We start from the raw sequence: 12,433 nt of genomic DNA on the forward strand, positions 1-12,433 counted from the left end.
CTCTTCAGCCGGCGTTCTGTTCCTCGGCGAGGATCCGGCCCAGGGCCTCTTCCAGGTTGCCCTCGAAGTCACCCAGCGTGCACTCCTGCCCCAACGGCACAAGTTTGTCCGTCCGATCGAGAAACGCCACAAGTGGTGCCGTACCGGCCCTGAAGAGGGCGCGATCCGTGCCCACCTGAAGACGAATATGCACATCAGACAACCCCTCCGGCTCCGTGGGCCCGATGTGCACATCGCCGTCGCCGCTGGGGCTGTTGAGACCGTCGAGCAGCAGCTCACGGCCGAATGCCCAGGTGACGGGGGCGTCGCCGGGCAGATGGAAAGTCATCCGGATCGCATACGGATCGCACACTTCATACCGGAGCTCCACCGGGATCCGGAAAGAGAGCTCCTCGGAAACGAGGAAGCTCATCATGACCTCAGCTTGAACCGACTCGCGCATCGTTCAACCCCGCAGTAGATGAATCTGGCCAGGAATGATCCCCCGTGGCCCTATTGACGCCATCGTGGTGCACGCGATAGCGGATCACAAGGAGTGATTTTTCAGATACTGATAGAGAACACGAACGAACGCAAGAGGTTGGCCACTTCGCCACGTAGTCGTTCGACTGCGGGGAGCAACAGGTCTTCCTGCTCCAGTGGTACCGAAATCGCCATCGCGGCGGCGGTGAATCCCGCCGTGATCGGGATGGCCGCACAGACCGTCCCCAAGGCGTACTCCTGTCGTTCGATGACAGGTTCCATTCGCTCCAAAGACCGCAATCGCTCAAGAAACGCCGGACGGTCCCGCACCGAGTAGCGAGTCAGCGGACGCACAGGGTGACGGTCCAGATGATCCTCGCGGGCCTTCTCGTCGAGCTGGCTCAGCAGGCACTGACCAATCGCATGGGCGTGCCCGGTCTCCCGGAAGGACGCCCACTCGTCCACTGCGGGTGTGGCGGGAGTGTCGGCGGCCGCGATGAGTTCGATCTCGCCCTCGCGGTAGACGGCGCAGTACACCGGTGCGCCAATGGTGTCGCGCCAGCGGCTCAACGACTCGGTCATTCTGCTGCGACGATTCTGCAGCGAACCCTCGCCGACCAGACGCTCAGCGGCGGTTCCGAAGAGGAACACGCCGTTCTCCCGACGTAGATAGCCCTCATGGGCCAGGGTGCGCAGCAGATGGTAGGCGGTGGGAAGGGGAAGACCCGCTTCCCTGGCCAGCTGCTTCGCAGGCGCCCCGTCTTGATGGGCACCCACGGCTTCCAGCAGCCTCAGCGCTCGCTGAACCGAACCGATCAGCGTCGGGACAGCAGTGCTCGATGCCGTGGTCAACGGTCACCCCCAGGCATGGTGACGGGCGGTCAGCCCGCCTGTGGGGGCCGCCCCCACAGACCGCCGCATGACTGGGGTCCGGAGACGAACGCCGTACAAACCACTGGTCAGGGTGGTGACGGACAGCTAATTCCCAGGTGGTGGCAGCGGACTGTCACCATATCGACCGCGTCCGCAAGGGGTGTCGTTTCGTCTTGCGCTTAGCTCAGCTGGGCTAATCCCCCGACCCGATTCCGATCGTCCTACCAGTCACTGCGCGAGGAGGAGGACGACATGAACTTGCGAACGACGAAGACAAGTCCGCCGACCAGGATCACAAAGACCAGAACCTTGAAGAGCAGACCGATCACGAACCCGACCACGCTGGCGATGAGACCGCCGAACACGACGATCGCGATGACCGGCACCGCGATCCACTTCACCCACCAGGGCATCCTCGTGAATATCTCCCGCACGGCCATCGTACTTGCCTCGTCTCTCTGTGAGTTCCTGCTCCGATACTTCGATGCTAGAGGCGTGGAGGGAGCCGACGGGGGTCCGCAGCCCTTGAAGTCCCCTGATCGCCCCCCTAGGCATCCCTGAGACCGGAGCCCGTTCCTCCGGGCGAGCGGCTCAGCTCTCCGGCGGGGAGAAGACCACCATGACCCGCAGGTCCTCGGTAATGTGGTGGAACTTGTGGGCCGCTCCGGCCGGTACGTACACCACGCTTCCTCTTCCCACCTGCGTGGTTTCCATGCCGACCGTGATCGAGGCGCGGCCACTGACGATGAAATAGACCTCGTCCTGCTTGTGCGGTTGCTGCGGGTCGAGCTCACCGGCGTCCAGTGCGTACAGACCGACGGACATGTTCCGTTCCTTCACGAACTGCAGGTACGCGCCGTCGTTGGCGGCCCGTTCCGCCTCCAGCTCATCCAGTCTGAATGCCTTCATGGCCCGTCCGCCCCTTGCCTCTGTCCTGCCGGTGTCCGCCACCGACCATGTCTGCCACGATCAGACACATGAAGAATTTCGTAGTCAAGACGATCGCCAACTCAGGTGCGCTGGCCGTGGCCATCTGGCTGCTCCAGGACATCACGCTGACCGGCGGCAGCACCGGCCGCAAGGTACTCACGCTGATCCTGGTCGCCCTGCTCTTCGGCCTGGTGAACTTTGCGGTCAAGCCGATCGTGAAGCTGCTCACCCTGCCGCTTTTCATCCTCACGCTTGGGCTGATCACCCTGGTGGTCAACGCGCTCATGCTGCTGCTGACCTCCTGGCTGGCCGACAAGCTCGACCTGAGCTTCCATGTCGACGGCTTCTGGACCGCCGTACTCGGCGGTCTGATCATCTCGATCGTGTCGTGGGCACTGAACGTAGTCCTGCCCGACGAGGACTGAACCGACGCCTGCTGAAACAGTGCAGGTCGGACCGATGGCACCTCGGGGAGAGAAGTATCGGGGGAGAGAAGTGAGGAAGCCGTATGAGCACCATGGGTGACGGAACCAGGGCGGTCCGGGCCGGGCTGCCCGAACCGGAACAGTACGAGCCCACCCTGCCCGGGCCGGTCTTCGCCGCGCACTTCCATCTCTCCGGTGAACCGACCGGTCCGTACACCTACGGCCGGGACACCAATCCGACCTGGACCCATCTGGAGCGCGCCATCGGCGAGCTGGAGGCGCCGGGGGAGACGGTCGAGACCACCGTCTTCGCCTCCGGAATGGCGGCGATCTCGGCCGTGCTGCTCTCTCAGGCGCGCACCGGCGATGTGATCGTGCTGCCCGACGACGGATATCAGGCGCTGCGGCTGGTGCGTGAGCAACTGGAGGCGTACGGCGTCGAGGTGCGGACCGCACCGACCGGTGGCGATGCCCAGCTGGCGGTCCTCGAAGGCGCCAAGCTGCTGTGGATCGAGACCCCGTCCAATCCGGGGCTCGATGTCTGCGACGTACGCCGGCTGGTCGAGGCCGCACACACGTCCGGCACTCTGGTGGCCGTCGACAACACCCTCGCCACACCGCTCGGCCAGCGTCCGCTGGAGCTGGGTGCCGACTTCTCGGTGGCCAGTGGCACCAAGGGCCTGACCGGGCACGGAGACATCCTGCTCGGCCATGTGACCTGCCGTGACCCGGAGCTTGCGGCGGGTGTACGGCGGTGGCGGAAGGTCGTCGGCGCGATTCCGGGACCGATGGAGGCCTGGCTCGCACACCGTTCGCTGGCCACGCTGGAGCTGCGGATCGACCGGCAGTGCGCCACCGCTCTGACCCTGGCCGAGGCACTGGGCAAGCGCCAGGAGGTGACCGGGCTGCGGTACCCCGGCCTGCCCACCGACCCTTCGTATCCGAACGCCGTGCGTCAGATGCGGCGCTTCGGCTCCGTGGTGTCGTTCGTCCTGCCCGACCGTGAGCGGGCCGAGCGCTTTCTGACCGAGCTGCGGCTGGTCGACGACGCGACCAGCTTCGGCGGCGTGCGCTCCACCGCCGAGCGGCGTGCACGCTGGGGCGGTGACGCCGTACCGGAGGGCTTCATCCGCTTCTCGGCCGGCGCCGAAAACCCGGACGACCTGGTGGCCGACGTGGAACGGGCGCTGGACGCGGCGCTGGGCGATAGCTGAACCGACCGGTGGTGCGGATTGGTCCGAGCCTCCCCCTCCTAGCTCCTACCGGGGTGGGTGAGCTGCGTGACGCCTTCGAGAAGGCCGGCGGTGACTGTGCGGGCCGGAACGCTCGCGCTGGCGCACATCGCACGGGCGCACGAGTGGCTGCTGCGCGCCGCCGCCGAGTGGTGAGCGCAGGACGGTCCGGCGCGGGTCAAGTGTTTCAGAACCGGTTCCGTGGGCCACTCTCTTGCCATGACCGAACGTCCTGTGGTCAAGCGCACCGCACGCGCCATCCTCCTCGACGGCAACGACCTCATCCTCATCAAGCGCACCAAGCCCGGGGTGGATCCGTACTGGCTCACGCCCGGAGGCGGCGTCGAGCCCGAGGACGCAACTGTCGTCGATGCCCTGCACCGCGAGGTGGACGAGGAGCTGGGCGCCAAGATCACCGATGTGGTTCCCTGCTTCGTCGACACCGTGGAGCATATCGAGGGCGGCGGAGTGAAGGGCGTCAAAGTCCAGCACTTCTTCGTCTGCCGGCTGGAGTCCATGGACCTCTCCCGACGCCACGGTCCCGAGATCGACGATCCTTGCGGGGGGTACGACATCGTACGGGTGCCGTTCAGCCGGATGGGGATCGCAGCCGTTCATCTCGTTCCGCTGTCGCTGCGGCATTACCTGGACGGAAACATCGAGGGTGTGCGGGCGATGCACGCGCCCGACCTGGGCTGACCGGTCGCCGCTTCTGGGGTGAGGACTGCGGCCGCGCCGTTCCCGGTTCGGCGCCGGCGACTGCCGCTTCCCCGGTCAGCACCCCGGACTGCCGCTGCGTGGACCGGTCAGTCGGGGCCGGCGGTCGCCAGTTCCTCGAACCAGTCGTGCCGGATGCGCTCGGTCGGCATGCCAACGCCCCTGAGCACATCCACACTGCTGCGGATCATGCCGGGCGGGCCCGAGAGATAGGCGTCGTACCCGTGCCACGGGCCGAACCGGCGCACGGCCTCGGGCAGCAGCCCCTTCAGCCCGCCCCCCGTTGCCGGGCCGGTGGAGACCACGGGCCGCACCGCGAGCCAGGGATAGGTCTTCTGGAGCCGCATCATCGTGTCGATGTCGTACAGGTCTTGATCACTGCGTGCACCGTAGAAAACCTCCACAGGACGCCGGTCTCCATGCTCTGCAACGTCCTCGACGAGCGCCTTGATGGGCGCGATGCCCGTGCCGCCGCCCAGACAGAGCAGACCGCTGTGGGTGAAGTGGTCGACCGTCATCGAGCCCGTGGGCGGGCCGAGGCGCAGGATGTCGCCGGGCCGGGCCCGGTGCACCAGGGCGTTGGAGACCCAGCCGGCCGGGACCGCCTTGATATGGAAGGTGAGCAGACCGTCGGGGCGAGGTGCCGAGGCGAAGGAGTAGTGCCGCCAGTTCCGGGGCCACCACGGGGTCTCCATCGCCGCGTACTGGCCTGCGAGAAAGGGGTAGGCCTGGTCCGGACGGACCGTGAGGACCGCTATGTCGCGGGTTCTGAGGTCGTGGGAAACGACCTCCGCGTGCCACTGGGCAGGGGCCCGCGACTCGTCCTCGGCTGCCGCGTCGATCATGATCTGCGATATCGCGGTGTAGGCACGGACCCACGCCGCTTCGGTCTCCGCCTCCCAGGTGGCGGTCGCGTAGCGACTGAGCGCACCGAGGAGCGCCTCGCCCACCGCGGGATAGTGCGCGGGCAGTGTGCCGTACTTGCGGTGTCCCCGACCCAGTTCACCGAGGTACTCGGCCAGCGCACGGGGGTCGTCCAGCCGATCGGCCGCGGTGAGGATTGCGCGGAGGAGACGGTCGCGCTGGACATCCATCGCGACCGGGAACAGGGCACGCAGATCGGGGTGCCGGACAAAGAGCAGGGCGTAGAAGTACGAGGTGGCTTGATCCGCGACGGGCGAGATCTCGGCCAGGGTGCGGTGGATCAGGGTCGCGTCAGGAGATCTGTCCGTTCTGTCTTCGGTCCACCTGCTCGCCGGAGCATCCATCTGTGCCTCGCCTCGAACGTCTTCTGATCGCCTTACGCACCCACACGGCCCGCGGCCCCAGGATGCCCTGCCACGAACACAGACCGAACAAATAGCGGGGTCCGGGAACGCGAACCGATCGAGGCGCATGCCGAGCGGGCGCTGCGGAGCGGGCACGGGCTCAGCATGCGAAAGTACTCCCTGCTCGAAGTCCTGAGCCGACAGCACAGCGGTCTGGTGGCCATCTCCAGATAAAGCAGCAGGTCACGGACGCCGTCGTGCTCAGCCAGAGCGCCACCACCCGCCTGGTCACCCGCCTCGAGGGCCGCGGACTGCTGCCCCGATACCTCTGCGACACCGATCGCCGCGGCATCTACACCGATGTCACCGAGGCCGGGCCTTGCCCTGCTCGCCGGGGCCCGGCCGACCAATGACACCGCGCTGCGCGCCGCACTCGACGAAGCCACCAAGAACCGAGCTGGCCCCGCTCGTCAGGGCGGTCGAAGAGCTGAAGGCCCCCGTACAGGTCGCGTGAGCCGTCGCGCAGCCGCTGCCGGTCCCGCGCAGGCCGGGTGAACCCCACGCTGCCCGGATGATCTGCGTAGTCTGCTGATCATGAGCGATCTGGAAATACGTCCCGCGGCCCTGGCCGACATCCCCGCGATCGTGGCCATGCTCGCCGACGATCCGCTGGGTGCACAGCGCGAGTCACCGGACGACCTCACCCCGTACGAAGCCGCATTCCGGCGGCTGGCGGACGATCCGCACCAGCATCTGGTCGTCGCCGTGCGCGAGGGCCGCGTCGTCGGAACCCTGCAGCTGACGGTGATCCCCGGACTCTCCCGTCGCGGCTCGACCCGCTCGGTCATCGAAGGCGTCCGCATCCATACCGACGAGCGTGGCAGCGGCCTCGGCACCCAACTGATCGAATGGGCCGTGGACGAATCCCGGCGCCAGGACTGCCAGTTGGTCCAGTTGACGTCCGATGCAACCCGGACCGATGCTCATCGTTTCTACGAGCGGCTCGGTTTCACCGCCAGCCACGTGGGCTTCAAGCTCACCCTCTGATCGCAGTCCGGAATCCGAGGCCGCCTGTGTACCGCATCAGGCCCGTCCACGGACTGTGTCCCCGGTGTTCGCCGCAGGCGCGGTCGTCGCTCTGCACGCCACCGACGCCGCCACCGTCTTCCTTTCCGCGGGTGCCCGGATGTCCGAGGCAAGCGTCGCCGCGGTGGAACGGGCTCTCTACGAAGACGCCTCTGGTTCGGCAGCTCTCCATGCGCAAGCCCCTCTTCGTCGTATCGGAGGAACTCGCCCCTGTCGACGCGTCGAACGCCCGGGCCGTGGCCGCCAAGGAACGCCGTACCTTCCTCAAGCACTTGGCGGACAACGGCAATGGACTGGACGAGCACTGGCTCATCGGCACCGAAAGGTACTGGACCAGCAGTTGCGAACCCCTCTGGAACAGGAGTTGACTGCCTGATTCGGCTGCCTTCTCCCGTTTCACGTGAAACGTGGTGCTCAGGCTTCGAGACCCCGCCACCCGCCCTCGTCCACGCCGCCGGGAACGGCCGCCGTGGGGTCGTACGGCTCCCGTGTGAAGACGAACGAACCCAGATCAAGATGGTTCACACTGCCGTCGCCGTTCCGGACGATACGCAGCGTCTCCCCCGCGTAATAGCCGTTGAGACCGATCCAGGTGCCGTCAGGCTGTGCGGTGAAACGGGCACCGCGGCCATTGCCTCGCAGGGGCTGAAGCTCCAGCCCGCCGTCCGAGGTCAGTCGCAGGATGTTCGTGTGCGTGCCCCAGTACCAGGGACCGGTCAGCGCGAGAAGTTCCGCATCCGACTCGGGCAGTGGGCGCCAGGGCTCCGGAATGCGGGGCTCGGCCTCGGCCACGATCTCCACAAGGTCGGCGGCGACACCACCGACCGTCGGGCCCGACGTGGTGTTGGTGAGGACGACCGCCGCCACATCGTCCTCGACGCTGATCCACAGGGCGGCCAGGAAGCCGGGCAGCGAGCCTGTGTGCCCGAGGAGCGTGCGGCCGTCCCTCCGTACCAGCTGGATGCCCAGACCGTAATTGGACTCCCAGTCACCGGACTCGGTCGGCGCGGACGGTTCACGCATCTGCTCCACGGAGGCGGCACAGAGCACCCGGTCATCCCCGTCGGCCAGAAAGGCCGCGAAGCGGAGGAGGTCACCGGTGGTGGACCAGAGCTGACCGGCCGGGGCCATCAGTCCGAGATCCTCGGTCGGTTCGGGCAGCATGACATCGGCCCAGGGATGCACGGCCCAGCCACCTGCGTGCGGTGACAGCGGCTGCGGACTCGTGCGGTGCATGCCCAGCGGTTCCAGGATCTCGCGTTGAAGCACCTCCGCCCATTGCGCCCCGCGCACCTTCTCGACCAGCGCACCCAGCAGTGTGTAGCCAGGGTTCGAGTAGTGGTGACGGCGGCCTGGAGTGTGCATCCGCGTCTGCTCGCCAAGTACGTCGGCGAGCTCGGGACGCAGTGTGCCCGGCGTCCTCTCCCACCAGGGTGCGGGCGACTCGGCACCCAGTCCTGCGCTGTGTCCCAGGAGTTGATGGACAGTGACTCCGCCGACGCCCGAGCCGGGCAGATACTTCTCCAGCGGATCGCCCAGATCCAGAAGTCCCTCGTCGCGCAGCCGCAGGACCAGCACTGCCGTAAAGGTTTTGGTGATTGAGCCGATCCTGAACTGAGTGTCGGCGTCGGGGGCGTGGCCGTCCACGCAGCTACGGGAGCCGCTCCAGACGGTCTGCCCCTGCCTCTGTACTGCGGCGACGAGCGAGGGTGCGCGGCCTTCCGACTGTGCGGTGGCAATGCGGTACAGCAGAGCGCGCTGCGTATCGGGAAGCAACTGTTCAGATGGGGAGGTCATGCTCAACAACTACCGCCAGAACCCAAGCTGTGGCGAACACATTTCACAGCACCTGGACCACACCGCACCACCGCCACCGGCCGCCCGGTCAGCGGGTGCGACTGTAGGTCCTGACCAGGGCGCCGTTGTCAAAGACACGAATCGAGTCCAGCGCGAACGCGGTGGCCGCGAAATCCGAACCGAACATCGGCATCCCCGAGCCGTAGACCAGCGGATACGTCTTGATCACCAGCTCGTCGATCTCATCGAGCAGCTCTCCGGCGAGCTGGGAGCCACCGCAGAGCCAGATCCCGAGCCCACTGTCCTCCGCCTTGAGTTCCCGGACCCTGGCGACCACGTCGTCGGAGACGAGCTCGACGTTCGGGTCGGGTGACTCCTTGAGGGTCCGCGAAGCCACGAGCTCGCGCAGCTGGGCATACGGACTGGCGATGTTGACGTCCAACGCCAGTTGGTAGCTGGCACGTCCCTGGATCACCGTGTCGAAACGCTGGTTGTCGATGTCGTGAAAGCCGAGCAACTTGCGGCTCTCGGTCGAAATCGTCTCCGGGTACTGCGTCTTCAGAAACTCAAGAAACTCCTCGCTCACGAACTGGTACATGGACGATGCATCACCGCTCGGGTCTCCGATGAAACCGTCGATGGAGCAGGCGACGAAGTAAGTCAGCTTTCGCACAGGATCCCCGTTCCGCTGCGGCGTATCCAGGCCGCAACCACTTCAACTAGAGTGCTTCATGTGTAGTGGTTGCGCAACCCTTTCCGCGAAAGGGCAGAGGAAGACGACGGAGGACATACACATGGCCAAGAACCCGGAGCGCAGAACAGCGCTCGTCGATGCCGCCATCGAAGTACTGGCGGACGAGGGGGCGCGGGGGCTCACATTCCGCGCCGTCGATGCACGCGCCGACGTCCCGGTGGGCACATCGTCCAACTACTTCGCCAACCGCGACGACCTGTTCATGCAGGCGGCCGCCCGTATCACCGTCCGGATGACACCGGACCCGGCCAAGGTCGAGGAAGCCATGCGCCCGACACCGTCGCGTGAACTGGTCACCGACCTGATGCGATGGCTGGTACAGCGCATGGATGACGACCGCACCGGCTACCTCGCCATGCTGGAACTCCGGCTGGAGGCCACCCGCCGACCGGCTCTCCGCAACCGGCTGACACAAACCGTCCGCGTCAACTTCGACGAGAGCGCCCGGTTCCACCAAGAGGCGGGCCTGCCGGGCGACAGGGACGCCTTCCTGGTGCTCTACCTGGCCATGACGGGCCTGCTGCTGGAGCACTTCACCCTGCCCGCCGTACTCACCGGCCCTGAGGGCGACCTCCGGGCCGAGACCACCTTGAACCGCCTGGTGGAGACGGTGGTCATGCGCGTTGTTCCGCCGTCGTGAACCGCCGGAGGCCGTCGAAGACCCTCTCCCAGGTCGGGCTGGCCACCGCCGAGTGGGTCGACTGGTACAACCACAGCCGACTCCACGGTGAGATCGGCCACGTCCCACCCGCCGAATACGAAGCCAGCCACTACCAAGCAACCACAAAACCCCACGTCACAACCACCGTCTGAGATCTCTACGAACCCGGGGCGGTTCAATCTGCGAAGAGCAGCCACGCGAGCTCCATACGCGACTCGTAGATCACATGGTCCCGGACCGTCGTCGACCAGTACGTTCCGGAATAGTGCTTCTGGCCCCTGTACCAGCGAAAGGTCCGCCACGGAGCAGCCGAACCCAGCAGATCGACAGAAGCACCCAACCGCTCTTTGTCTTCGGCGACTTCAGCCGCCGCGGCAACGAACGCTGACAGTGACGCGCGACCGTCCATGGTGCACTCCCAGCCCGAGCGCTCGTACGAGAGCCACGTTGCCGAGGGATTGCCCATTGCCCATGGACGGTCCGACTCGCGATCAGACCACCCAAACGGGTGACCGCTCCGACCAGGAGGTCTCAGATTCGCGGCCGTTCGGTTCTCGCTTGGCCATCGTTCGTGAGATTCGGCCACGAAATTTGAGACCCTACAAACCGCGTGCTCAGGTCTGTGCCATGTCCACGAAGCGTGAGTAGTGGCCCTGGAAGGCCACGGTGATCGTCGCTGTCGGGCCGTTACGGTGCTTGGCCACGATCAGGTCGGCCTCGCCGGCGCGGGGGGACTCCTTCTCGTACGCGTCCTCGCGGTGGAGCAGGATCACCATGTCGGCGTCCTGCTCGATGGAGCCGGATTCACGCAGGTCGGAAACCATCGGCTTCTTGTCCGTGCGCTGTTCGGGGCCTCGGTTCAGCTGAGAGAGCGCGATGACCGGGAGCTGCAGTTCCTTCGCCAGCAGCTTGAGGTTTCGGGACATGTCCGAGACCTCCTGCTGGCGGCTCTCGGCACGCTTCGAGCCGCCGGACTGCATCAGCTGCAGATAGTCGATGACCACGAGCTTGAGGTCATTGCGCTGCTTGAGCCGGCGGCACTTCGCCCGGATCTCCATCATGGAGAGGTTCGGGGAGTCGTCGATATAGAGCGGGGCGGCCGAGACATCCGGCATCCGGCGGGCCAGTCGTGTCCAGTCCTCGTCGGTCATGGTGCCGGAACGCATGTGGTGCAGCGCCACCCGTGCCTCGGCCGAGAGCAGTCGCATCGCGATCTCGTTACGCCCCATTTCCAGGGAGAAGATCACGCTGGGCAGGTTGCTCTTGATCGAACAGGCCCGCGCGAAGTCCAGCGCCAGCGTGGACTTACCCATGGCCGGACGGGCCGCGATGACGACCATCTGGCCCGGGTGCAGGCCGTTCGTCAGGGCATCGAGGTCGGTGAAGCCGGTCGGCACCCCGGTCATCTCGCCGCTGCGCGAACCGATCGCCTCGATCTCGTCGAGAGCACCCTCCATGATGTCGCCGAGCGGCAGGTAGTCCTCGCTGGTGCGCTGCTCGGTGACGGCGTAGATCTCTGCCTGCGCGGAGTTCACGATGTCGTCGACATCGCCGTCGGCCGCGTATCCCATCTGCGTGATCTTCGTACCGGCTTCGACGAGCCGTCTCAGAACCGCCCGTTCGTGAACGATCTCCGCGTAGTACGAAGCATTGGCCGCGGTCGGCACGGATTGGACGAGGGTGTGCAGATACGGAGCTCCGCCCACCTTGGTGATCTCACCGCGCTTGACCAGTTCGGCCGCCACCGTGATCGGGTCTGCCGGCTCGCCCTTGGCATAGAGGTCGAGGATCGCCTGGTAGACGGTCTCGTGGGCGGGGCGGTAGAAGTCGTGCCCCTTGATGATCTCCACGACGTCGGCGATGGCGTCCTTGGAAAGGAGCATGCCACCGAGGACCGATTGCTCGGCATCGAGGTCCTGAGGCGGCACCCGCTCGAAACCGGGGGAACCGCCCTCCCATCCACCGCTCTCCCTGCCGCGTTCGTGCTGCTCACCACGGTCCCGGCCTTCGCCGCGGCGAGGGCGGGAAACGGGCAGACGGTCACTGGGACCGGTGTCGGCCCAGGGGTCGTCCAAAGGCTCAGGAATGCTCACCGGGCCACCTCCTCCCGTCCGCTCCGCGGACCTCGCCGTGCCACTCTTTCTTACGGCACAGCACCGACAAACAAGCCGCCCGACTCCGGATCCGACGCGTCGAGTTCTGCGGGGTTCCAGGGCCGGAACGGAGTG

At 66.3% G+C, this 12,433-nt stretch carries 15 protein-coding genes and 2 pseudogenes; 8 read left to right on the forward strand and 9 right to left on the reverse strand.

The features are described 5' to 3' along the window. Positions 1 to 4 precede the first annotated feature (4 nt). The 4 genes from ACZ3IC_RS11985 to ACZ3IC_RS12000 all read right to left on the reverse strand — a co-directional run bounded on the left by ACZ3IC_RS11985 (position 5) and on the right by ACZ3IC_RS12000 (position 2,244). A complete protein-coding gene (locus ACZ3IC_RS11985; RefSeq protein WP_093895105.1) occupies positions 5 to 442 on the reverse strand; it encodes an SsgA family sporulation/cell division regulator in 438 nt (145 codons plus the stop codon). Between the two features lie 101 nt (positions 443 to 543). Then, entirely contained in the window at positions 544 to 1,314 is a 771-nt protein-coding gene (locus tag ACZ3IC_RS11990; protein WP_467415129.1) for an IclR family transcriptional regulator, read from the reverse strand. A gap of 242 nt (positions 1,315 to 1,556) precedes the next feature. After that, on the reverse strand, positions 1,557 to 1,769 hold the full coding sequence (locus ACZ3IC_RS11995; RefSeq protein ID WP_467415131.1) for a DUF5326 family protein: 213 nt from the start codon (positions 1,767 to 1,769) through the stop codon (positions 1,557 to 1,559). 157 nt (positions 1,770 to 1,926) lie between these two features. Continuing rightward, entirely contained in the window at positions 1,927 to 2,244 is a 318-nt protein-coding gene (locus ACZ3IC_RS12000) for a cupin domain-containing protein (RefSeq protein WP_467415133.1), read from the reverse strand. Positions 2,245 to 2,312: 68 nt separating this feature from the next. Here ACZ3IC_RS12000 and ACZ3IC_RS12005 point away from each other — a divergent pair, with 68 nt between their 5' ends. The 3 genes from ACZ3IC_RS12005 (at position 2,313) to ACZ3IC_RS12015 (ending at position 4,621) form a co-directional block, all read left to right on the forward strand. Then, on the forward strand, positions 2,313 to 2,690 hold the full coding sequence (locus ACZ3IC_RS12005) for a phage holin family protein (protein ID WP_467415134.1): 378 nt from the start codon (positions 2,313 to 2,315) through the stop codon (positions 2,688 to 2,690). A gap of 83 nt (positions 2,691 to 2,773) precedes the next feature. Beyond that, on the forward strand, positions 2,774 to 3,904 hold the full coding sequence (locus ACZ3IC_RS12010; protein WP_467415137.1) for a cystathionine gamma-lyase: 1,131 nt from the start codon (positions 2,774 to 2,776) through the stop codon (positions 3,902 to 3,904). Between the two features lie 237 nt (positions 3,905 to 4,141). Next, positions 4,142 to 4,621, forward strand: a complete 480-nt coding sequence (locus ACZ3IC_RS12015) for an NUDIX domain-containing protein (protein WP_467415140.1) — start codon at positions 4,142 to 4,144, stop codon at positions 4,619 to 4,621. A gap of 107 nt (positions 4,622 to 4,728) precedes the next feature. On the opposite strand, the gene ACZ3IC_RS12020 is transcribed toward ACZ3IC_RS12015, so the two are convergent. Then, on the reverse strand, positions 4,729 to 5,907 hold the full coding sequence (locus tag ACZ3IC_RS12020; RefSeq protein ID WP_467415142.1) for a globin domain-containing protein: 1,179 nt from the start codon (positions 5,905 to 5,907) through the stop codon (positions 4,729 to 4,731). Positions 5,908 to 6,024: 117 nt separating this feature from the next. On the opposite strand from ACZ3IC_RS12020, the pseudogene ACZ3IC_RS12025 reads away from it, so the two are divergent. From ACZ3IC_RS12025 to ACZ3IC_RS12035, 3 genes and pseudogenes are all read left to right on the forward strand, one after another. Continuing rightward, positions 6,025 to 6,421 (forward strand): annotated as a pseudogene (locus ACZ3IC_RS12025) (MarR family winged helix-turn-helix transcriptional regulator); the annotation flags it as partial. 80 nt (positions 6,422 to 6,501) lie between these two features. Continuing rightward, the gene (locus ACZ3IC_RS12030) at positions 6,502 to 6,954 is read left to right on the forward strand and encodes a GNAT family N-acetyltransferase (RefSeq protein ID WP_467415145.1); all 453 of its coding nucleotides are present in this window, start codon (positions 6,502 to 6,504) and stop codon (positions 6,952 to 6,954) included. Positions 6,955 to 7,009: 55 nt separating this feature from the next. After that, a pseudogene (locus tag ACZ3IC_RS12035) lies at positions 7,010 to 7,319 on the forward strand (DNA glycosylase AlkZ-like family protein); the annotation flags it as partial. A gap of 88 nt (positions 7,320 to 7,407) precedes the next feature. Here the strand turns inward: ACZ3IC_RS12035 and ACZ3IC_RS12040 are convergent. Next, the gene (locus ACZ3IC_RS12040) at positions 7,408 to 8,790 is read right to left on the reverse strand and encodes a serine hydrolase domain-containing protein (protein WP_467415146.1); all 1,383 of its coding nucleotides are present in this window, start codon (positions 8,788 to 8,790) and stop codon (positions 7,408 to 7,410) included. An 88-nt stretch (positions 8,791 to 8,878) separates the two neighbouring features. Then, a complete protein-coding gene (locus ACZ3IC_RS12045) occupies positions 8,879 to 9,463 on the reverse strand; it encodes a dihydrofolate reductase family protein (protein ID WP_467415147.1) in 585 nt (194 codons plus the stop codon). A gap of 121 nt (positions 9,464 to 9,584) precedes the next feature. Between ACZ3IC_RS12045 and ACZ3IC_RS12050 the strand changes: the two genes are divergently transcribed. Then, positions 9,585 to 10,184 (forward strand): TetR/AcrR family transcriptional regulator, encoded by a 600-nt coding sequence (locus ACZ3IC_RS12050; protein WP_467415150.1) that lies wholly within the window; start codon positions 9,585 to 9,587, stop codon positions 10,182 to 10,184. Continuing rightward, positions 10,181 to 10,357, forward strand: a complete 177-nt coding sequence (locus ACZ3IC_RS12055) for an integrase core domain-containing protein (RefSeq protein WP_467415153.1) — start codon at positions 10,181 to 10,183, stop codon at positions 10,355 to 10,357. The genes ACZ3IC_RS12050 and ACZ3IC_RS12055 overlap by 4 nt, the downstream gene beginning before the upstream one ends. A gap of 23 nt (positions 10,358 to 10,380) precedes the next feature. Here ACZ3IC_RS12055 and ACZ3IC_RS12060 read toward each other — a convergent pair whose 3' ends face one another. Continuing rightward, positions 10,381 to 10,614: a hypothetical protein gene (locus tag ACZ3IC_RS12060; protein WP_467415154.1), complete on the reverse strand. Its 234-nt coding sequence runs from the start codon at positions 10,612 to 10,614 to the stop codon at positions 10,381 to 10,383. Between the two features lie 205 nt (positions 10,615 to 10,819). Beyond that, positions 10,820 to 12,298, reverse strand: coding sequence for a replicative DNA helicase (dnaB, locus tag ACZ3IC_RS12065; RefSeq protein ID WP_467415157.1), 1,479 nt, complete (start codon positions 12,296 to 12,298; stop codon positions 10,820 to 10,822). Positions 12,299 to 12,433: the final 135 nt, after the last annotated feature.

Source organism: Streptomyces sp. NPDC002958, assembly GCF_055563255.1.